Annotated in this window: 17 protein-coding genes; 11 read left to right on the top strand and 6 right to left on the bottom strand. The window is 44.7% G+C overall.

Annotation, left to right across the window (positions count from 1 at the left end):
* The first annotated feature begins 11 nt into the window (after window positions 1-11).
* On the top strand, window positions 12-1,400 hold the full coding sequence (locus tag V7R39_RS09520; protein WP_334030309.1) for a 5-methyltetrahydrofolate--homocysteine methyltransferase: 1,389 nt from the start codon (window positions 12-14) through the stop codon (window positions 1,398-1,400).
* Between the two features lie 223 nt (window positions 1,401-1,623).
* On the opposite strand, the gene V7R39_RS09525 is transcribed toward V7R39_RS09520, so the two are convergent.
* Window positions 1,624-2,526 carry a LysR substrate-binding domain-containing protein gene (locus V7R39_RS09525; protein WP_334030310.1) on the bottom strand — a complete coding sequence of 301 codons (903 nt, stop codon included), beginning with the start codon at window positions 2,524-2,526 and terminating at the stop codon, window positions 1,624-1,626.
* A 98-nt stretch (window positions 2,527-2,624) separates the two neighbouring features.
* Between V7R39_RS09525 and V7R39_RS09530 the strand changes: the two genes are divergently transcribed.
* Window positions 2,625-3,749, top strand: a complete 1,125-nt coding sequence (locus V7R39_RS09530) for a TauD/TfdA family dioxygenase (protein ID WP_334030312.1) — start codon at window positions 2,625-2,627, stop codon at window positions 3,747-3,749.
* Window positions 3,750-3,759: 10 nt separating this feature from the next.
* Entirely contained in the window at window positions 3,760-4,383 is a 624-nt protein-coding gene (locus V7R39_RS09535; protein WP_334030313.1) for an HD domain-containing protein, read from the top strand.
* Between the two features lie 147 nt (window positions 4,384-4,530).
* Here V7R39_RS09535 and V7R39_RS09540 read toward each other — a convergent pair whose 3' ends face one another.
* The 3 genes from V7R39_RS09540 to V7R39_RS09550 are packed head-to-tail and all read right to left on the bottom strand — an operon-like array spanning window position 4,531 to window position 5,990.
* Window positions 4,531-5,085, bottom strand: a complete 555-nt coding sequence (locus V7R39_RS09540; RefSeq protein ID WP_334030314.1) for a DsrE family protein — start codon at window positions 5,083-5,085, stop codon at window positions 4,531-4,533.
* 42 nt (window positions 5,086-5,127) lie between these two features.
* Window positions 5,128-5,541: a YeeE/YedE family protein gene (locus tag V7R39_RS09545; RefSeq protein ID WP_334030315.1), complete on the bottom strand. Its 414-nt coding sequence runs from the start codon at window positions 5,539-5,541 to the stop codon at window positions 5,128-5,130.
* Between the two features lie 20 nt (window positions 5,542-5,561).
* Entirely contained in the window at window positions 5,562-5,990 is a 429-nt protein-coding gene (locus tag V7R39_RS09550; protein ID WP_334030317.1) for a YeeE/YedE family protein, read from the bottom strand.
* Between the two features lie 413 nt (window positions 5,991-6,403).
* On the opposite strand from V7R39_RS09550, the gene V7R39_RS09555 reads away from it, so the two are divergent.
* The 4 genes from V7R39_RS09555 (at window position 6,404) to V7R39_RS09570 (ending at window position 14,078) form a co-directional block, all read left to right on the top strand.
* A complete protein-coding gene (locus V7R39_RS09555; protein ID WP_334030319.1) occupies window positions 6,404-7,459 on the top strand; it encodes a LacI family DNA-binding transcriptional regulator in 1,056 nt (351 codons plus the stop codon).
* A 112-nt stretch (window positions 7,460-7,571) separates the two neighbouring features.
* The gene (locus V7R39_RS09560) at window positions 7,572-9,176 is read left to right on the top strand and encodes an alpha-glucosidase family protein (RefSeq protein WP_334030320.1); all 1,605 of its coding nucleotides are present in this window, start codon (window positions 7,572-7,574) and stop codon (window positions 9,174-9,176) included.
* A gap of 284 nt (window positions 9,177-9,460) precedes the next feature.
* Window positions 9,461-12,424: a TonB-dependent receptor gene (locus tag V7R39_RS09565; RefSeq protein WP_334030322.1), complete on the top strand. Its 2,964-nt coding sequence runs from the start codon at window positions 9,461-9,463 to the stop codon at window positions 12,422-12,424.
* 91 nt (window positions 12,425-12,515) lie between these two features.
* Window positions 12,516-14,078, top strand: a complete 1,563-nt coding sequence (locus V7R39_RS09570) for a sodium:solute symporter (RefSeq protein ID WP_334030324.1) — start codon at window positions 12,516-12,518, stop codon at window positions 14,076-14,078.
* 170 nt (window positions 14,079-14,248) lie between these two features.
* Here the strand turns inward: V7R39_RS09570 and V7R39_RS09575 are convergent, their stop codons facing one another.
* The gene (locus tag V7R39_RS09575; protein WP_334030326.1) at window positions 14,249-15,781 is read right to left on the bottom strand and encodes a sensor domain-containing diguanylate cyclase; all 1,533 of its coding nucleotides are present in this window, start codon (window positions 15,779-15,781) and stop codon (window positions 14,249-14,251) included.
* Window positions 15,782-15,975: 194 nt separating this feature from the next.
* Between V7R39_RS09575 and V7R39_RS09580 the strand changes: the two genes are divergently transcribed.
* The 3 genes from V7R39_RS09580 to V7R39_RS09590 all read left to right on the top strand — a co-directional run bounded on the left by V7R39_RS09580 (window position 15,976) and on the right by V7R39_RS09590 (window position 19,690).
* Complete coding sequence (locus tag V7R39_RS09580; protein WP_334030328.1) at window positions 15,976-17,805, top strand: cation:proton antiporter; 1,830 nt, start codon at window positions 15,976-15,978, stop codon at window positions 17,803-17,805.
* A 5-nt stretch (window positions 17,806-17,810) separates the two neighbouring features.
* Window positions 17,811-18,773: a universal stress protein gene (locus V7R39_RS09585; RefSeq protein WP_334030330.1), complete on the top strand. Its 963-nt coding sequence runs from the start codon at window positions 17,811-17,813 to the stop codon at window positions 18,771-18,773.
* Between the two features lie 125 nt (window positions 18,774-18,898).
* On the top strand, window positions 18,899-19,690 hold the full coding sequence (locus V7R39_RS09590; protein ID WP_334030332.1) for a hypothetical protein: 792 nt from the start codon (window positions 18,899-18,901) through the stop codon (window positions 19,688-19,690).
* On the opposite strand, the gene V7R39_RS17850 is transcribed toward V7R39_RS09590, so the two are convergent.
* The gene (locus V7R39_RS17850) at window positions 19,687-19,854 is read right to left on the bottom strand and encodes a PIN domain-containing protein (protein ID WP_438823534.1); all 168 of its coding nucleotides are present in this window, start codon (window positions 19,852-19,854) and stop codon (window positions 19,687-19,689) included. The two genes, V7R39_RS09590 and V7R39_RS17850, sit on opposite strands and share 4 nt — an antisense overlap.
* A gap of 318 nt (window positions 19,855-20,172) precedes the next feature.
* Here V7R39_RS17850 and V7R39_RS09595 point away from each other — a divergent pair, with 318 nt between their 5' ends.
* Window positions 20,173-22,410: a TonB-dependent hemoglobin/transferrin/lactoferrin family receptor gene (locus tag V7R39_RS09595; protein WP_334030334.1), complete on the top strand. Its 2,238-nt coding sequence runs from the start codon at window positions 20,173-20,175 to the stop codon at window positions 22,408-22,410.
* The last annotated feature ends 58 nt before the right edge of the window (window positions 22,411-22,468 follow it).

Here is a 22,468-nt window from a genome sequence, read left to right on the forward strand (position 1 = left end):
AGGAACGAAAAATGAATTCATACAAAAAACTCAGTGGCCTCAGCATTGCGATATTAAGCGCGCTACTTACCGGGTGTGGTGGCGATGCTGAAACACTCATTATCGAACGCGACCCAATTGTGGAAGCGCCAGATGATTCTGATGTTGGCGAAGGCGGAGCGTCAGGCGGTGATTTTACAATAGAAAGTGTCGGGCGCTTGGCGGTAATGTCTGATATGGGAATATCAATTGTTGATTTAGACGACGGCATGCAGCTTGATACGTTTAGCTTGACGTTCGATGGCAGCAGCATGTACACATCAGCTGACTCTCGATACGTGGTGATATCATCGCGTAATAATGACGTAGTGGAATTTATTGATGGCGGGTTATGGCGTGAAGATCATGTTGCGCATTTACATGACTACGAGCAAGCCCCAGCAATGAGTGATTTTGTACTAACAGGTAGCCGACCAACCCATATCGGTTCATTTGATGGGCAGATGACGGTGTTTTACGACGGCGATAGCGAAGCGGGAATTCCTGCGTCAGTTCAGGTGCTAACTGACGGTGACGTTACGTCTGAGAACGACGCTATACCGACACTAAATTACAACGTCAACATGCATGGCGTTGCTAAGGCGCACGACGACATTCTTCTTTCTACTATTCGTAGAGACGATAGCGAAAGTACGTCAAATACAAAAGTATTACCTGATCAAATTGGTGTATACCATCTGCACGATGGTGAATATGAGCTAGAGCAAACGCTGGAGCAAGCCTGTCCTGACCTACACGGCGCAGCACAAAACGAAACCTTCTTTGTATTTGGTTGCGCAGATGGGGTCATTATTGCGCACGCTCATGATGACGAGTTTGAGTCTGTTAAAGTTGCCAATATTTCTGAGCTAGACGGACTCAGAGTGGGTTCTGTATACGGACACAAAGAAGCAGAATTGTTTCTTGGCGTGGCCAGTTCACGTGCCACTGGGGAACGAGTACTAGTAAGCATCAACCCATCAAGCAATGAAATGGAAGTAGTAGATTGGGAGAGTGAAGCTAATGCTAGCCCGCTTTCTTATGCATTTTCATATGATGGAGAAGCCTTGCTGATTCTTGATGATGCAGGTTATGTATCAAAGTATGAACTACACATGCATGATGGCGAGGTAGAGTTTGAATTTGAAGGGCAGCTTCAAATTGCTGATGATGTAAGCAGCATGCCAGAGGGCATGAACTTCTCCATGACCATGGCACAAAACGATCACATAGTTTTTGTTGCAGATCCTATTGCGCAGCATGTTTTGCATATCAATATAGACACGTTGGAAATAGAATCTGATACAGAGCTAGATGTAGTGCCATCAGGTATCGTGTGGGTAGGTATTGAAGAAGACGAGCATGACCACGATCACGATTAATCGTCTCAGTTAATCGATGCTAGGTATAGCGGTACTCAACTCGATGACGCTATAGCTAGCTTAAAAGGCAGCGCCGTCTGAAGCGTTACAGGCCCGCAGGTACTAGAGGGCGCTGCTGATACAAGGATTGAGCTAATTTCAAGTGATGCTGATGTCATTGAGCAATTTGCTGAACGTATTGAAACTGAGCTAGCGATTACAGACAGTATTAGTGCGTGTTAACTTATGCGTCGTTCACCAGCCATTTGATAACATTGCCAATAGCGAAGGTAGAGTGATAGTTAGAGCAAATGGTATAGCCACGGCCTGGCGACGTTAAGCTTGGGCCAAGTGGAATGAGCTTTCCCTCTTCAATAAACGAGGTAATTAAGCCTTTCCAGCCAAGGCATAAACCTTGCCCAGCTACAGCGGCCTCAACAATTAATGGAAAATTGTTATAACGAAACACAATAGGGTTGGTGGAAGGCTTTAGTTTTACGCCCTTCGACCAGCTTTTCCAATTAGGCCAGCGAGGGTCGTCAACATCCTTGTGAAGCAAGGGTATATCGCTTAAATCAGTCAAATTTTGCTCCGCTTTAAGGCCCAGCTTGTCGGCAAGCTCAGGTGAGCACACCGGAAACACCTCTTCCTCAATCATCATATGTTCGTATTCATATTTACCCGCCAAGCTTGAGTAGTGAAAAACAATGTCTGCTTGGGAGGCGAGAAGATCAGATAAGCTATTTGTTGGCTGAATTTCAAATAGGTAATCAGGAAAGGCTTGCTGCAAACGCTGCAGTCTTGGCATTAACCAATGAAACGCAAACCCAAAATAGGCGCTAATAGAAATTTTGGTTCTAAAATCGTTAAAGTCAGTTTTTGCGCTATCGGTGGCTCGCACAATTGTGGCAAGAGCCTTTTCTATTTCATTATAGTATTTCATGCCGGCCATGGTGGGAGAGGTCGGTTTGTGTTCCCTATTCACCAACACACCGCCAAGTACCTCTTCTAGAGCCCGTATTCGCTGCGACACTAAGGGCTGGCTTATGCCTAATTCTTCAGCAGCAAGGGTCATCGAGCCGTGCTTTACGGTAGCATCAAACGCAATAAGGCTATTCAGTGTTGGTGGTTCGTTGCGCTGCTTCATAATGAATTTGCATGTTTCCTATAAGTCGTAGCTACTGTGTTGCTAGGTAATTTTGCTTGATACTCGCAGCCTGACATTTCACAGAGGAAAAATCAAAAGTGCAACAGGTGCAAACACTCAATTACCGCATAGATGAACAAAAAGCTCGCGTACTGGCCTTTATTGATGGCAAAGAAATTTCCTTACCAGCGCTGTGGCTAAGAGAGCGTTGTCAGGATACGGAAAACGTGGATAAGACAACCAAACATCGCCTGTTCGATCCGCATCAGCTAGATACCGACGTAGCACTCACTCGGGTGGAAAAGAGAAGTGAGCTGCGTGCCAGCTTAACCTTCAGCGATGGGTACAGTGGTGAGTACGACCTCAGCGAGTTTAACGCCGATTTCGACCATTTAGATGGCGCTCCAGCCCCTCGTCCTTGGAAAAGCGATATCGATAAGTCGGTTTTTCATGTGGACTATCATTCGCTGCATTCAGATAAAGGGCTTATTGCAGGTATTGAACAGTTTCTCACCTATGGCGTTATCATTGTTGATAACGTGCCGCAGAATCTTGAGGCCACCATTGAGGTTGCCGAGATTTTTGGCCACGTAAGAGAAACCAATTTTGGTAAATCTTTTGAAGTTTATTCCCGCCCTAATTCAAGCGACTTAGCGTATCGCTCGGTGCCACTTGGGCCGCACACCGATAACCCGTATCGCGACCCAATGCCAGGTATTCAACTACTGCATTGCTTACAAAACCAAGCGGGTGAGGGTTTGTCTACTCTAGTGGACAGTTTATCTGTACTAGGGCAGCTAAAGAAAGAACAGCCAGAAGGCTACAAAATGCTAAGCGAAGTGCCGGTGCGTTTTCGTCATTTCGATAGCGAAGTCGATTTGGTTGAGCGTCGCACCATTATTGAATCTGATGCGACCGGAAAAGTAACCGGCATTGCCTACAGCCCGCGTTTAGACAATTTACCGTTGTTGAGCGATGACGACCTCATTACGTTTCACAATGCCCGTAAGCGCTTAGGTCAGCTACTGAGTTCGCCAGAGTTTGAATGGAAGTTTTGCTTACAGCCAGGTCAGCTGCAAATGTTTCACAATACCCGCGTGTTACACGGCAGAACGGGCTTCGACCCGAACAAAGGTTTGCGTCACCTGCACGGCGCTTATATCGACTACGATGCACCGAAAGGGCGTTATAAGCTGTTAAAGCAAAAAATGAGTGGCCAATAAGGGGAGCACTATGGAGACCGTAGCATTCAAACAAATGAAAGAAGGCACGAAAGAAGAGTTCCAATTTCTTGATAAGCATGAAGATGAGTTTGCCAAAGGGCTGCCTGATAGAATTTTAAAGGCGCTAGCGCAATTAGAGCATACGCTTTCTGGCTATCAAGTGTCGCGATTAGAGCACTCGCTGCAATCGGCGACGCGAGCAGAAGAAGATGGAGCAGATGATGAGATGATTCTCGCTGCGCTTATTCACGATTTAGGCGATGATTTAGCGCCGCACAATCACTCTCAGTTTGCGGCCTCTATTTTACGTCCTTACGTGCGCCCTGAAGTGACGTGGGTGATTAATCAGCACGGCTTGTTTCAAAATTTCTATTACGCCCATCATTTAGGTGGCGACAGAAATGAACGTGACTATTTAAAAGACCACCCGTGGTATCAGTCGTGCGTAGATTTTTGTGAGAAGTGGGATCAGGCGTCTTTCGACCCAGATTATCCCACCAAGCCACTGTCGCATTTCGAGCCTTTAGTTCGTCGTATTTTTACTCGCACTGCGTTCGACCCACAATATGTTGGCAATCAAACCATGGGAAAAAGCGCGATAGACATCGCTATGTCTGGGGTAGAGCAGTCATAGGGTATGTGTGGCTACTCTGTGATTGAGTTTTTTAGACACGATGTGTAAATACTAAAAGGTCAGCGTTGAACCCAGCGCTTAATAGGTAGACTATTTAAGAGCGGTCTCTTTCCGACGGATAGTTTTAGGGGCTGGCGCTGACATTTGCTAAAACGGATTTACCGTATAGCCCTCTTGCTGCAGCAAAGCATGAGCGGTCATCGCTGATAATTGAATCTCTACACCCTCAACCAGATGGCCGCTTTCTACAGCTTTTGAAGCGGCGCTCTGACCACATAAAATTACGCGCACATTGTTCTCTAAAAGTGCTTTTAGCAGCGGTTTATTAGGGTTTGGTGTGTCGTACTTTTCTTGATAAGACGCATCATTTAATAAATCAAAAACTGCGCTTCCGTGCACAACAAGCGCAAGGTGTATATTTTCTTTTTTAACTCCTGCCGCAGCGTGCATATTAATAAAGCGCGCTAAGCTATCAAACTTGCGGTTTACCACACCTTCACCACCGGTGCTGGCAACGTCGAAGGTAATGTTAAACGCACTGTTTTCTGGCAAAACATGAGAGGGCACGGGAGCGCTTTTTCCAAAGCCTTTAATCACAGTGCCATCTTTAAACGTCGACATTTGAGCGTGAGCCACAAAATGAAAACTAAATAAGGTGACTAAACAACAAGTCATCAGGCTTAGATTTTTTATTTTTAGCATGGTGTGTACCTTTTTAAAGAGTTACTTATTCATTATTAACAGTTAATTCTGTCCAGTTTTGTCGTTTACCAGCATGCCTACAAGCATAGCGCCGATAAATAAAAGAACATCTGACTGAAGAGATACAACAGCAACAACGGCAGGGCCAGGACAAAAGCCACTTATTCCCCAGCCAATACCAAAGCATGCAGATCCCAAAACCAATTTACTATCTATAGTTTTGCTTGTAGGAATGTCGAACTTGTTAGCAAACAAAGGCTTGCTTCTTTTGCGTACCCAATAGATACCGGGTGCCGCCACTAAAATGGCACCGCCCATAACAAAAGCTAAGGTAGCATCCCAGTTCGCACTAAAATCAAGAAAATTGAGCACCCTGGCAGGGTTGCTCATTCCTGATATAACAAGCCCAAAACCGAAAAGTAGGCCGCTAAATAGCGAAGCGATAAGTACTTTCATAATCTATTTTCTCCGCTGTGCTAAAGGTGTCTGATGATATTAGTGGTAGCGGCCGCGGCCGCCATAAAAGTGAGTGTGGCCACTATTGAACGTGGCGATAACCGAGAAAGGCCTGCTACACCGTGACCAGAAGTGCATCCGCTGCCAAGGCGGGTTCCAAACCCTACTAGCAACCCCGCTATTATCATCCAGCCAGAGCCCAACTGAGTCTGTACTTCAAAGCCGCCTAAAGACATTTTATAAATTATCGCAGCTAACAACATTCCAATTAAAAATGCTAACCGCCAATATTGTTCAGATCCCCTTTGAGTTAGCGCGCCAGCAGCAATTCCTGATATGCCGGCAATGCGACCAAGAGTGAGCAATAACACTACCACTGATAGCCCAATAAAAATACCTCCTGTCACGCCGTTCAGAGGCTCAAAAGGGGTTGTAATCCAGTTTTCCAATTATCCATTCCTTATTACCAAACAATGCAAAGTATGTTGACATAGTCTGTTAGCGTGTTTTGCCACCATAGCTTTTTATCCGTAAGTCAAACAGGCATGCCACAGCAAAGATCAATACGCCCTAATATAACTGAAAAATATAACATATATGTAGAAAATGCTTTTATTATGTTGGGCTTGTACAGGTCCTTAAAGAAAGCCGCTGTGAAAACTTTTTAGGTCTTCACCAGTGAAAGACCTTTTTTTATAAAAAGCTCACTTAAAATCGGCTACGAGCTCAAGCGCACCGTCGTTTTCTTTTCATTGGTGAGTCGTCATTCCGCTTCTTTTCTCGAGTTTAGATGTGTGGTAGTTATATATATTCAATAATCCTATACTTGGAGGTCAAATCTAGAAATTCAGATGAGATTAAAATGAAACGTCGCTCAACAAATAGACTTACGCTTAAGCATGTTGCAGAAAAACTGAGTGTGTCTACAGCAACGCTATCGAATGCGTTTAATAGGCCGTCACAACTATCAAAAGAGCTCCGCGACGAAATTCTTCAAGAGTGCAGAAATATGGGCTATGCGGGGCCTCATGCTCAATCGCGAAATAAGCGAGCCAGTAAAACCCGAGTTATTGGCGTTATGCTTTCTAACCAACTGAGCTATAGCTTTTCTGATCCCGTGGCAAATCAGATGCTACAGGGGCTATCGCAAATCTTTGAAGAACCTGAGTTTAATCTTTTGGTAATGCCATCTCGGCGCGGGGTAAAACAGCTTAGCGGTATTGAGTCGTTCGTAGATGGATTCATTATTTACGGCCCACCCGCACAGGAACGGTTAGATGAAATTCGCTATCACAGCAAATCTATCATCGCTATCGACTTTGAAATGGAGGGAGTCACGTCGATAAATATCGAAAATAGAAAAGCATCGCAAGATATTGCATCACATGCGTTTAAACATAAGCCTGAGCATGCGGCAATACTCGGTCTTCGAATTGCGGATACCGATAAACTGTGTACTTTAAATGATGCTGCATTGCTGTCGGTGGACGAAAATATTACCGTTCAGCGGCTTCAAGGTTTTCAAAATGCGGCATTCAATGCTGAGGTATACATTCCACCCGAGCATATCTGGAATATACCCGACAACAACAAGGCGCTCGCGTACCAAGCCGCTATTCAGGCACTACAACTTGTACCTCGACCGTCTTTATTGCTCTGCATGAGCGATAGATGTGCGCTAAGTGCAATTCGAGCCGCACACGACCTTGGATTAGAAGTACCACGCGACGTTATGATCACGGGGTTTGATGGCATAGAAGAAGCAGAGCAAAATCGTCCCTCACTAACCACCGTTGCTCAACAAAGTATTGAAAAAGGAAAAATTGCGGCGGAAATATTCTTAGGATTAAGAGAAGAAAAAAGCGTTGTTTTGCACTCTCCGTTGAGAATAAGAGAGAGTTGCCCGTCAATTGATTAAAGTTAAGAGTTTTTTTAGTTAAATTAAGATTCTGTTTAGAATATTGCTCATCAATTTTTAGCTACACTTTCCGCCATCTATTGGTAATACAATGACGTATGGGGATGTAACTATGTCGCAATGGTGGAAAGGCGCGTTAATTTATCAAATTTATCCACGCAGTTTTAAAGATTCAAACAATGACGGCGTTGGCGACCTGCGGGGTATCACTGAGAAACTCGGCTACATTGCCAGTTTGGGTGTAGACGCCATTTGGATATCGCCTTTCTTCAAGTCACCTATGAAAGACTTTGGTTATGACATTTCTGACTATAGGTCGGTAGATGCTATGTTTGGCGACATTGATGACTTTAAGTCATTGCTGAAGCAGGCTCACCAAAAAAAGTTGAAAGTCATTATCGACCAGGTGATCAGCCATTCGAGCGACCAGCACGAATGGTTTAAAGAAAGCAGAACCAGCAAACATAACTCTAAAGCAGACTGGTATGTATGGGCCGACCCGAAGCCAGATGGCTCTGCACCCAATAACTGGCTCTCGTTTTTTGGCGGCAGTGCGTGGACGTTTGACGAGACTCGTCAGCAGTATTATCTTCACAATTTTTTAACCAGCCAACCCGATTTGAATTTTCATAATCCAGCGGTGCAGAAAGCGCAGCTTGATAATTTACGTTTTTGGCTAGATTTAGGTGTGGATGGTTTTAGGCTTGACGTAGCTAACTTCTTTTTTCACGATGCTCAGCTTCGTGACAACCCTATGCTTGCTGATAACGAAGATACAACGGTAGGTGTCGCTGCTGTTAATCCCTATTCTAAACAACGGCATATTTACGATATTAGCCAGCCTGAAAACATTACGTTTATTGAGAAGCTACGATCGTTAATGGATGAATACCCAGGTACCACAACCATGGGCGAGCTGAACGGTGAAAACGCGCTTGAGTTGATGGCAGATTATACGCGCGGTAATACTCGGTTACATATGGCATATACCTTCGACTTGTTGAGTGAAGACGCGAGCAATCAGCATATTTTATCGGTAGTACGCAAACTTGAAAGTGCATCCAGCCAGGGCTGGCCCTGTTGGGCGCTCGGCAACCATGATGTGGTGCGCGTAGCTAGCCGTTGGGGAGCAAATAAAGACCCCGAACATTTCTCGCTTGCTGCTATGGCAATGTTAATTTCGCTTCACGGCTCTGTATGTATTTATCAAGGTGATGAACTGGGTCTTGAAGAAGCAGAGGTAGACTTTGACGATATTGTAGACCCATACGGAAAACCATTTTGGCCAGAGTATAAAGGTCGTGACGGATGCAGAACGCCATTTCCATGGAGCGGTGAAGTGGGCGGAGGCTTTTCCAAGGCGCAGCCGTGGCTTCCATTAGATGTGAAACATGTAAATAGATCTGCAGATGCACAGCAACAACAGTCAAATAGTGTGCTTAACCGAACCCGACAGCTTATTCACTGGCGTCAATCGCATCAGCCACTTGTAAAAGGCACGCTGGAGGTTCTCGATACCAAAGATAATGCTTTGTGCTGGATAAGAGAATGGGAAGGAGAGCGCATTCTTGTAGTGGTAAATTTGGCCGCTTCAGAACTAGTATTAAAAGCGCCCCTGCAGTTAAAAGAGCCGTTAACAGGACATGGCTTTAACGCGCAAGTCAGCGATAGCTATATTACTCTTCCTCCTTATCAGGTGTTTTATAGTTACTGCTAAAAAAGCACATGTTTAGTAATTTCAAGCCGACCTGTAGCGTCGGCTTTTTTATTGCTTTTTTTTACATCTCATTACCCGCATTGTTCACCAATGATAACAAATGCTAATTAAGTTAAATTTTAGAGGTTTTAAGTGTCTTTTTAGTTAATTTAAGTTTTTGTTTAGGTTCATAATTTTCAACATAATATTAAGATTATGTGACAGCCTTGCTAAATATTAAGAACTACCTCGAGCAAGACTGAAACCTTAGTGAATAATCGAAGATAATCGCAAGAGAAAAGTTTATGCTCACACGTAAAAAACACATAGCGCGTTGTATCAGTCTTGCAATAGCGCTTCCAAGCACTCTCTTTACAAATATTAGTGTGGCTCAAAGCCAAGAGGTAGAAGAGCCAGACGTTGAAATAATAGCGGTAACAGGAATAAGAAAAAGTTTAGAAACCGCTGCCAGTATAAAACAAGAAGCGGGCGGTATTGTTGATGCTATCACCGCAGAAGAACTGGGTAAGTTTCCAGATGTGAATATTGCCGAGTCGTTGCAGCGCGTACCTGGTGTGGCCATTGCTCGTGCTCGAGGCGGTGCAGGTCGATTTATCACCATACGTGGCCTAGGTGAAGAATTTAACGCTGTCACGTTTAACGGCCGCTTGCTGGCTACTGAAAACATTGGCCGAGAGTTTAGCTTTGATAATATTGCCTCTGAACTAGTGTCGCGCGCCGAAGTGTATAAAACCTCGGAGGCACGTTTAGGCGACGGCAGTATAGGCGGGCGGGTAAATATTGTGTCTGCGCGGCCTTTTGACAATGACGGTACGGTAGCGGCCTATTCAGTAGCTGGTTTGTACGATGATTTTGCAGACGATACCGGAAGCCGAGCATCTGGCGTTTACAGCACGCAACTCAACGATAAGTTTGGCATACTGGCCTCGGTAAATTACATGAATCGCGTATTTCGCGTTGATGTAGCGGAAAGCATTGATAGCTTCTCCATTCCTTTATATCAAATGAATGATGGCGAGCTTCGCGGGTATGGTGATCCAGCCAATGTGCCCGGTGATGCAAGCGTGTTTACTGGCAACGGCCAACAGCAAGTTATTGGCGACTATTCCTCAATGTCATTTGCCACCGCTAACGAAGACATAGAGCGCATAGGTGGAACGCTTGCCCTACAATGGCGACCAAGCGACATCATTCAACACAATTTTGACGTACTCTATACTTCTTTTGAAAGTCCGGGTGAGTACTTTGCAAGCGCTCACTATCCGTGTCCAGGATGTGTTACCTCACTTAACAACGTAAGAGTTGCAGATAATGGCGTATTAGAGGGCTTCGACTATCTTCAGTCGTCAGAGCTCAATAGTCGGTTTACCGAGGTAGACACCGAAACCGTACAATTTGGATGGAACACCGAGTGGCGCTACAGCGATAAGCTTGATTTAGAGTTTGATGCCGCCTGGTCGCGCGCAGACGGACAGCGAGACAACATTGTATCGGGAAGTGGAAGTGGTTCATTTTACGTTATCGGTACACCGGTTCCAGCGTTTAACACTTACGACTATCAGGGCGGGCCAGTAGCGAACTTTTCTTCGCTAGTTGCTCCTTATAATCCGGCGTTTCCTCGCGGTTTAAACCCTAATATCGCCCAAGGAGATAGAGTGCCTCTGTCGGCATTAAACGATGGCGTTATTAATGGTCAGCCTCCGCAGCAATATCGCGGGCATTTTACGCGAGATTCGATAAATCTTATTGAAGATACCGTGCTTAGCATGAAGGTAGACGGTGAGTATTTGTTTGATGAGGGCGGCTCGTTGAAGTTCGGTATGGATTACGTCGACCGCGAAAAAAGTAACACGGTGGCCGATAATCGCGACAGGTGGTGTAACTACTTCTGTGGCTCTACAGGGTTTTCATTAAGAGGAATAGACGCAAACCTCTATGACGCCATGTTTCAACCATTCCCTGTTTCAGATTTCTTAGGAGATTCTGGCGCGTCTGTGCCTAATTTCTTCCCAACTTTTACGCGGGACGGACTGCGTGCGCTGTATTCATCGCTTCAACCAGGAGCGCCAATCTTAAATGCAGAAGGTATGCCTGAAGATGCTAATGGCAACCCACTGCCGGAGGGAAGCGATCCGCGCGTTCACGATTTTAGCGGTGTGGCTAACACAAGCGGTGCAGATATCTTAACCACGATTGCTCGCCCCGATCAGTCTAATACCATCAGTGAGTCGGTTTTTGGTGCATACGCTCAGTTAGAGTTAGAAGGTAGCCTAGGCGATATGTACTGGACGGCAAATGCTGGTGTGCGTATTGCGCGTACCGACTTAACCTCGTCAGGTGCCATCAATCAAATTGTAAATATTGAGCAGTTAGTGCCAGGCGCGCCCGATCAAGTGTTTTCATTTAGCAACGACACTCCTGTAGCGTTTAACTCTCATTATACTGACGTGCTGCCCTCGTTTAACTTCAATTTAGAGGCTACCGAAGAGTTATTTATTCGAGCCGCGTTTGCTGAAACCATAACGCGACCAACGCTTAATAACTTAACCACAGTGCAAGCAGTAACAAGTACTAACTTGAGCACCGAATCTATTGTGGCTGGTAACCCCAACTTAGCGCCAACTCGAGCAAACAACTTCGATGTGTCAGTAGAATATTACGGTGAAAGTATCACTGCATCAGCCGCTATCTTCTATAAAGATATCAGCGACACTGTCTCAAATGTTGTTACTACTGAATTTATTGGGGAAGGACAACCTTGGGGTCGAGATTTTATTGTTACCAGACCGACTAACAACGATTCGGCAGAGTTAGTAGGTGTTGAGTTGTCACTCACTCACCTTTTCGAATCTGGGTTTGGGTATCAAACCAATGTTACGTTAGTTGACAGTGAAGCAGAGACTGCCGATGGTAAAGTATCGTCACTAGAAAACGTGTCTGACGTAACGTATAACCTGTCGGCATTCTACGAGGACGACGACTTTCAAGCGCGTTTGTCGTACAACTTCCGTGGCGAGTACATACGTGAAATTTCAGGGTTGCAGGGACGCTCAGAAACAGTCGACGACTATGGTCAGTGGGACGCGACGTTCAGTTATAACGTGATGGAAAATCTTACGCTGTTTTTAGAGGGTATAAACCTTACCGATGAAGATGAATTTGTATTTTTTGATGGTCAAGCCAACTACCTTCGCTATTATGAAGAGCGCGGCCGCCGACTAAACGTGGGTGTGCGCGGAACGTTTTAATGTAGTGTGATGTGTGCGTCCTTCTCAAAATTTACATGCTTTGTGTAGGTTTTGTTTGAAGGGCGTTTTTTTGTATGAGGGATCTCTAAGCATGAGCGGTATTAGTCACATCGACCTAATAATTATTGGGCTTTATTTTATTGTAGTATTGGCAATTGGCATTGCTGTAGGTAGAAATACAAAAACAGGTGAAGATTTATTTCTTGGTGGGCGCTCGTTAACGTGGGGTGTCATTGGACTTTCGCTTTTTGCTTCTAACATTTCCAGTACTACATTAATCGGGCTGTCTGGCGCAGCTTATAGTACCGGAATTTCAGCGTCGAACTATGAATGGCTTGCAGGTTTACCGCTGATAGTTATGGCCGCCATATTCATTCCTATTTATTTAAACGCGCGCATAACCACGGTGCCTGAGTATCTCGAACTGCGCTACGACGTTCGTTCGCGAAAAATATTTTCTGCTATCACTATCATTATCAGTGCACTGGTTGACACTGCAGGCGGCCTGTACGCCGGAGCCATTGTGCTGCAGGTGTTTTTTCCTCATTTAGAGCTTTGGTATACCGCGTTAGCCCTGGCTTTACTTGCCGGGTTTTATACGGCCTTTGGCGGTTTAAAGGCCGTAGTGTATACCGACGCGCTGCAGGCCATTATTCTGATTGTGGGTTGTTCCATTCTCACGTATATGCTTTTTGACGACCTTGATTTTTCATGGAGCGAGGTAACAAAATCAGTACCAGATGATCACCTGTCAGTAATAAAACCCATCGACGACCCAACGCTTCCATGGCTAGGCACTTTGGTGGGAGTGCCATTACTTGGCTTTTGGTATTGGGTCACCAATCAATATGTAACGCAGCGCGTACTAGCAGCGAAAAGCATAGAGCACGCCCGTTGGGGAGCAATTTTTGGTGGGTTTATGAAAATATTGCCTCTGTTTATTATGGTGCTGCCTGGGGCAATGGCAATATCAGTTATTCCCAACATAGAAAATAGTGACATGGTTTTCCCAACGTTAATATCTGAAGTGCTGCCGGTGGGGGTTGTAGGTATTGTTATGGCAGGCTTAATTTCCGCTATTTTGTCTACCGTCGACTCTACTTTAAATTCGACATCAACACTTATTGTGGTTGACTTTATAAAGCCAAAGAAACCGAATTTAACGCCACAAGAACTTGCAAAATACGGTCGTATTACCACTGTAGTCACAATGATAATATCGGCGGCGTGGGCTCCATTTATTGCAGACTTTGGCGGCTTATGGAGCTATCTGCAGCAAATGTTTTCTATTATCGTTCCGCCCATCGCGGTTATATTTTTGGTGGGGGTGTTTTATCCATCAGCAGGTGGCACTTCAGCGTTTATTACGCTTTTAAGCGGCTTCGCGATAGGAATTGGCATGTTTGTTTTACGTCAAATGGAAATAGTTACGCTGCATTTCAGTATCAGCATTGGAGTGATATTTGCAGTGTGTACGGCAATTTTTGTGGTTTCAAGCAAACTTATTCAAAGTGATCAAAAAGACGTGTCATCGCTTGTTTATCGAGCGGGAATTACTTCGCCTGGCGCCAGCACTGGCGTAATGAGTGACTATCGATTCCACTGTGTTTTATTGGTGTTTGCCATGCTAGCTGTGCTTATTGCGTTTTGGTAGCCAGCAGCAGATTAAGCCCTATATTATTGGGCTTAATCTGCTTTGCAGTTTTTTATGCGAGCCAACTTGTTGCATGTTCTATACACTGTTTCTTTGCTGGCAATGTAATAAAGGCTAATCCTGGCTAATATTTTTATGGCTAGGGCTGCGCGGGGGTATGATTTACTGCGTTATACGGTTAATTGTTCGCTTTTTCGTCTCACCTTTTCAGTGTACATCGAGCCGTCGCTTGCTGCGACAAGCTTATCAATACTCATCGGTAAATGCTCAAACGTGGCGCAACCAACGCTGGCCGATAGGTACTGCTTTTTCCCCTTAACACTAAAAGGAACGGCTTTAAACGTTCGTTTTAATTGTTGATGCTTGTTCATTACTTCCGACATGGTACCAAACGTTGCAATAGCGATGAATTCGTCGCCTCCAAGTCGGCAAAGTATATCTTTGCTGCGCATGGCATTAGATAAACAACGAGAAACATCAACCAAAGCACTGTCTCCAACCGCATGACCGTGGCAGTCATTGATCTGCTTAAAATCATCTATATCAATATAAAAAGCGGCATATATTGTAGGTTGAAACTCAGTATCGTTGACAAAGCGTGGCAAGCTATTAATCAGCCCTCTTCTATTTGCAATACCGCACAGCGAGTCTATTGAGGCATCTCTCTCGGCCCGTTCCTTTTCGGTAGAGATGTAGCTAATGCGTTTTGATAGTGCGTATGCGAGCACTAACACCTCTACAGCAAACGCAAGGATGAACCCATAGCGCTGCATAAATGGGCTGTAATTATGAAGCAATATACGGAACACCATACTGATAAGTACAAATAATAGTGCCACCATCACAAATTTCGCTTCTGGCACGCCACGATACGTTTGCACAATGGAGAAAACAAAAAGCAGCGCTACGATAGCAAGCGTGCAGTATCCCATTATCGCGCCACTTGTCGACCAAAACACCTCTTGATGAATAAGCGTGCGCAATGCGCTTAATGTAAAAACAATGATTGCGGCAGCAATTATGAAATTATTTACTCGAGAAAAGTCTCGGTGTAGAAATAAAAAATACGATAAGAACCAAGTGGCGCTGAATACGGTGAGACCGATAGACAACAAATACGCAGCGTTTAATAAGTGGGTGTACCGTTCGTTGGCAAACAAAAACAATTGACCTTCTTGCAGTAAAAAGAAAGCCGTTAAACTGAACACATAAAGGCTGTAGCGTTTTAAATGATGCCCACCTATTTTATAGCCGATAACTAATGACAATGTGAATAGCGCGATCCCTAAACCATAAAACGCACCCATGATGAGACTATGACGCTGCGCTTTGGTTAAATAATCATTCTCATAATGCCATGTGAATCGAGGAATAAATTCAATAGACGATTGAATGGTTATTTGCGCGGTAGAAATAAAACCATCAGTATTTTGCAATACAAACGCCATATCTCCGGCGGGGATGGGGTGGCGTTTAACATTATTTTCCATCCATAGTGCAGATTCAAAACCGTGGCGATTAAAGGTAAACACGCCATTTTCAGATAAACGGCAAGAGATTAAGAAAACGTTCTCGCCTTTTAGAATAGATAGCGAAGATGGCGAAGAGGGAGTCAGTGTGGCAGTGTTTGAAGGTGTTGGAGCAATGCGTGTAAGGTCGCAATGATCACTTGCGAACGTTGCGTTTGCGAACCATAGCGACATCGTGCATACAAAAAGAAATAGTAGCGTGCTTCTAAGAAAAAGTCTTACATCCATGACGTTTGACCAACTCGCTGTTTTACTATTCATAGCATACAAAAACATACTAGAAATAGTAACTATTAATTAACATGTTAGCCCATATTATTTATACAAAGTGAATTATTGGAATAAACGTCTAGCTGCGATTAAACGCAATGAATAGCCGCGCTCACATTGTTAGAAAAAGCTACGACACGTCTTTTTCTTTAATTAGTAAAGGGAATAAGACCTATAGCCACAGAGGCTTTTTTATATTGGCCAAAGGTGATATAACTGAAAATAAGTCTTGTTTACATCGAGCAGATGATATGCAAACGCTTATTGCTCAGTCGTCGTTTTTTGAAATTACTGTGTTGCTGTGCTTAGCCGCCGGTGTCGGTATTATTGGCATGCTGCTGCGTCAGCCGCTCATTGTGGCGTTTATTGCCATTGGCATCTTGTCGGGCCCTACCGCATTAGACCTGGTTCATTCCGAAGAAAAAATTAACCTACTTTCAGAGTTGGGCATTGCGCTGCTTTTGTTTTTAGTGGGTATTAAACTCGATTTAAAACTGATTAAAGACATTGGTGTGGTCTCGCTGGCAACTGGGCTCGGGCAAGTGTTTTTTACCTCTGCCATTGGCTACGGCATTGGCTTGCTGCTGGGCTTCGACTCGGTCAGCAGTTTGTATCTTGGTGTAGCACTTACGTTTTCATCCACTATCATTATTGTTAAATTGCTGTCTGATAAGCGCGAAATAGATACGCTGCATGGCAAAATAGCACTTGGTTTTCTCATTGTGCAAGACCTAGTAGTGGTGCTTTCAATGATAGTGTTAGCCAGCATGGCAGTGGGCGATTCAGGTGTAAACAGTAAAGGGATGTTATCGCCATTACACGCAACGTATGGTTTGATTGGTTTAATTATAGCGTTAGCCGTATTTATTCGTTTTATTGCCAATCCGCTGACAAAAACGATGGCACGCATTCCCGAGTTGCTGCTTATTTTTTCTATTGCCATTGCCACCCTATTGGCGTCGGTTGGTAAAATTATTGGTTTAGGTATGGAAGTGGGCGGCTTACTGGCGGGTTTTGCCTTGGCATCAACGCCGTATCGCGAAACTATTGCAACCCGCTTAGCACCACTGCGCGACTTTTTGTTGCTATTTTTCTTTATCGGTCTTGGCGCGCAGCTTCACTTGTCAGACTTGGGAGCAAACCTTACGGCATCGCTCGTATTCTCTCTTTTTGTGCTTATTGGCAACCCCCTTATTGTATTAATTATTATGACGAAAATGAATTATCGCGCCAAAACAGGTTTTTTGGCAGGGCTCACGGTTGCTCAAATCAGTGAGTTTTCGCTTATTTTCATCGCCATGGGGGTAAGCATTGGTCATATTGCTCCCTCTGTTATGGGGTTAGTTACACTGGTTGGTATTGTTACCATAGCGTGTTCAACCTACATGATTTCGTACTCGCATCAGCTTTACGCGGTGTTTGAGCCCGTGCTGCTTGCCATAGAATCACGCCTAATGAAAAAGCACGCGCATATCGACTCGGCTGCCATAGAAACACACAGCCCACACACTATTGTTTTTGGTTTGGGGCGGTTAGGTAGTTATCTGTTAGCGCAGCTAAATGAGCAGTACAGTGTTTTGGGTGTTGATGTTAATCCCGATGAAGTGCTTGCTATGAACAATAAAGGTTTACAAGCGGTGTATGGCGATGTAACCGATGCAGAGTTTACTAACGAATTGCCGCTTGGCAACACGCAATGGGTTATTTGTACGTTCCCTTGGCATTATACTGGTGTGTCGTTTGAAGATGGGCGCTACGCGTTGCTGCAGCATTTAAAGCAGGTTGGTTACAAGGGAAAGACCATTGCGGTAGCGCATTCTCAACCTGACTACGAGCGGCTAACCGCTGCAGGTTTCGATGTGGTAATTCTGCCACATACGCAATCGGCAGGGCAAATTCGCACTATTATTACCGGCACCCAGGAGTAAGCACTATGACTAATCAAGCCTCGCCATGCATATTGTGTGTCTTTGATGAAGTGAACGACGCGACGGCTGCGCTTATTCGAAAAAGTCAGCTGTTAGCCAGTACCCAGCAGCTTAGCCTGCAGCTACTTTGTGTGCTACCGGATAATTGGTTCCATTATTCCTCAGAAACTGCTCAGTCGGTAAAAAACAAAGCTAAGAAACGATTGCTTGAGCAAGTTTCGCAGTTAAATGCATTGGGTGATAGCCATGTGCTTTCGTGTGAGGTGCGCTTTGGTAAGCCCTTTGTGGAGATTATTCGGTATCAGCAGTTAGTTAACGCGCAACTTATTGTTAAGCATGCAGAAAAAAAGAGCTGGCTACAACACGCCATCACCATGACGAGTAACGATATGCACTTGCTGCGTAAATGTCCTGTTCCCGTATTCTTAGCTCGCTCGCAAGAAACCACATTGCCACAGAATATTTTTGTAGCAGTAGATTTTGATATAGATGATCCGGCATCTCATGCCGACGAATTAAACAAAAAAATGCTTAGTACGTTGGTACGCTTTTTCGATAAAGAAGAAACGCGATGCACCTTGTTCAATGCGTATAATGCGCCTCATGCAGGGTTTGTTAGCTTATTCGCCGACGACCCAGACACAATGACAAAGGATATGGCGGCGCATGAAAAAGGCTTTAAATCTGGTGAGCTCAATTTGCTACTGCATTTTATGCGTGAAAGCCTGTCGCCCACGCATTTACATAAACATACAAAACAACTATTGATACAAGGCCATGCCGAGCAACTCATTCCTCAGCAGCTCAAACAAAGCCAGTCTGATTTACTGGTTATTGGCTCTGTGGCTAGAACGGGTATTCCCGGTTTACTAATAGGTAACACTGCCGAAGAAATTCTGCTTAGCGTTGATTGCGACGTGCTCACATTAAAGCCCGACGGATTTGTATCGCCAGTGTTAGGGCAGTGACCTTAATTGAAATCAATGGTCTAACTTCTGTTACCAAAGTAATGCAAACGCCCCCAAAGTAAGAGCGCCTCAACAAGAGCGTTTCAATAATAGCGCCTCAACAAGAGCACCTCATTAAGAGCAACATGGATTATAAAAAGTATTACGAACCGCTGGTGGCGGTGCACTCTGTTAACTTTAACCAATGCTTTTACTGTGGTTGCGAGGCATCAACTCCCGATTACATTCCTCCTATCTCGTTTATTCACGACTGGCGCGATGGCAGCAGAGCGGCAGAATTTATTGCCGTGCCTGCGTGCAACGAATGCGTCGATTTATTGAAAAAGCACAATACCGGTACGCTAAGCGAACGCGTCGATATGCTTAAAAAGCTATTGGCAAAAAAATACGAAAAGGCGGTAAGGGTTTACAACATGTGGAGCCCAGAGGAATTGGAGGAAATGGACGCTGCATTTCAAATTAGCTTAAGTGCAGGTATAAATTTAGGTAAAGAAACCATATCTCGACTTCGCTTTAATGGCCTCGATTACGAAGTAGACGGCAGCACTACCAGAGTGGATAAAGCGCCAGATAAGCCCTATAAGGTATTCGATGAAACCTTTGAAAACTTCAAACTAGCACTGGAATACGCAAGCCATACCTATCAAATCAAAAAAGGCCGCTTAAGCGAATTGTACTTTGAGAACGGTGAGAATTTTGCTAAAGCAATAGAGGCGTTTCATCGCTCACTAGAAGCACGCCGATTATTAGATGCCATCGAAAAGCCCTGCGAAGCGTTTGCAACGCAGTACAATCAAAATAGAAATTTGGTTATTCGCGAGGTCAAAAAATACCTGCGAGCCGATGAAAGCCTTACCGTAAAAGAGGCGCTAGATAGGTTTTATCTGGTAAGGGTAAAAGAAGAGCGCGAAGACTAAAAAATGGTCCTTACATGTGGATAATTTAAAATCTTTTCGTCTGCCGTAATCAAAGGTGCTGACAAGGTTCTTGCTAGCGCCACAATCATCCTGTCGGCGGGATCTTGATGGAATTCATCAGGCAGTCGAGTTGACTCGATGGCACCTTTATTGTCTGCGGGCACAAATAATGTGTGTTTCTAAGACTATCACTTAAGCAAGCTTCCAATCATCAACGCATACAGGAGCGATAGGTGAGCTATATTTCAGTGTGTTGGCGAATTTGTTCGTTAGCTCTATGCACCTCAAAAGATCTACTGATTAGCCGTACTTAACCTTCCATAAACCTCTCTTCCTACTGCCTATTTCTCATTTAGGCGCCGGTACCTAGGCAACTAAAAATTCACATTAATAAATTTGTTTTCCGAAAAGCTTCGTGATAATTTAATCTAAATGATAACTATTATTATTAACATCCGCACTATCTGTAGGGTTTTAGACACATGAAGTTTTCAAAAATTGCTCTTGCTATGCTCGTTTCTGGTTTCAGTACATTCTCTTTCGCCGATGCACTAGAAGAGGCCGACTTCGAACAAATCACCGTTACGTCCTCTCGATTTAATTCAGACATAGATGAAATTGCCTCTAGCGTCACCGTTATCGACACCGAACAAATGGATAAAATGGTGGCCACTGATATTCGCGACTTAGTGCGATTTGAGCCTGGTGTGGTGGTTGAAGGGGGCGGTCGATTTGGCCTATCGGGCTTTAATATTCGCGGTATAAATGCCGACCGCGTACTTATGTTGCTAGATGGTGCGCCAATAGCGGATGAATTTAGTTTTGGGCCTGGTCTATCAGCCCGTCGCGACTTCATCGACGTAGATATGATAGACCGTGTCGAAATTATTCGCGGCCCAGCGTCTACGCTTTATGGCAGCGACGCCATTGGCGGTGTAGTGTCTTTTATTAGTAAAGATCCAAGCCAGCTGCTACAAAACGATGACAGTATGGGCGGCCGTGTAAAAGTAGGGTATGCGTCGGTAGCCAACGAGCGTATGGCTAACGCTCAGCTATTTGGAAGAAACGGCGACTGGGAATGGTTATTAAACGCGACCACACGAGATGGTGCTGAAACCGAAAATTACTTTAGCGGCAATGGCACAGGGTTAGATCGCGACGCCGCAAACCCACAAAGCAATAGTACCGATAGTGCTCAACTAAAACTTATCTATAAACCAAGCGATGCGCACAGGCTAGAGTTTCTTGCCGACCATTTACAAGGCGACACTCAAACCAACGTTTTATCTCAGGTAGATACCTTCGTACGTGGTGTACGCATAACTGAAAGCCAAGGTATTGACGAGCGCGACAGAACGCGTTTTCAAATTAATCACACCTATACCGATAGTACTGCCATGTTCGACAAAGTGCTTACCCGCGTTTACTGGCAAGAAACTCAAAATAGCCAAGCAACACGTGAAGGGCGCTTTGGCGCAGTATCAAGACAAGACCCTACGCCGGTGCAGCTAGGCCGAACCCGCGATAGCGAGTTTAACCAAACAGTAGAAGGTGTCATTGTACAGTTAGACAAACAATTTAAAATAGGTGATTCAAAGCATTACCTTATTTACGGTAGCGAACTGCAATACACCGACAGTGAATCGCTACGAGAGGGCAGTACATTTGTAGCCGAAACGGGTGCTGTGGTGCCGGAATTTTCTGTGTTTCCCGCCCGAGACTTTCCTATCTCTGAAGCAAGAGAATTGTCGTTTTTTATTCAGGATGAAATAGCCCTACTAGATGGCGATTTAACGTTAAGTCCAGGCGTGCGCTACGACGAATTTTCATTAGCGCCTTACCCAGATGACATTTTTACGAATGCAAACCCGGGTGTTGTTGCCGTGCCCTTCGACGATTCGCAAGTATCATTTAAGTTAGGAGCTGTATACGACCTAAGCGAAAACACCAATGTTTGGTTGCAATACGCAGAAGGTTTTCGCATTCCTCCTTTCGACGACTTAAACGTTGGCTTTACTAACTTTGCCGGCGGTTATACCTCACTTTCTAACCCCGACTTAAAGCCTGAAAGTGTAGACAGCTGGGAGATAGGCATAAGACAAACATTAGACGCGGTGAAGTGGAGCGTAAGCGCCTATTACAACAACTACGACAACTTTATCGAATCGAGAGCCACGGTCGGCTTTAACCCCGCCACGCAGCTCATTGAGTTTCAGGCAACCAATCGCGAATCTGTTGTTATTGAAGGAATAGACGCACAATTCAGCTGGTTTTTGGGCGAGTCTATTGCTGGGCTGACTGGTTGGGAACTGCGCGGCGCACTCACCTGGTTAGACAGCGAAGATAAAGCCACCGGACAAGACGTAGAATCTATTTTACCGCCACAAGCCGTTGCAGGTATTGGTTATACCGATAGCAATGATGTGTGGTCTGTCGAGTTTATCGGTACATTTGTACAGCGTTTTGACTCACAAGTTCAACCACAAGACCCTGCCGAGCCACGACTATTTGAAGCCCCTGGATATGCCCAGTTCGACCTTTTGGCTAACTACAATGTGAGCGAAGATCTTGCCATTAACGTTGGTGTATTCAACCTTTTCGATCGCAAAAGCTGGAGCGGCACTGAGGTGCGCGGCTTAGAAGTTGGCGAAGCGAATAACCTCAACTTTCTTACTCAGCCAGGCATAAATGCAGCCATTAATGCCACGTACGCTTTTTAATCTTTTACGTGAGGAATAATGCTAGGCCTTATAAGCAGACTGGAGTTGCAATTTACTC

Source organism: Alteromonas sp. P256 (assembly GCF_036864455.1).
GTDB lineage: Bacteria > Pseudomonadota > Gammaproteobacteria > Enterobacterales > Alteromonadaceae > Alteromonas.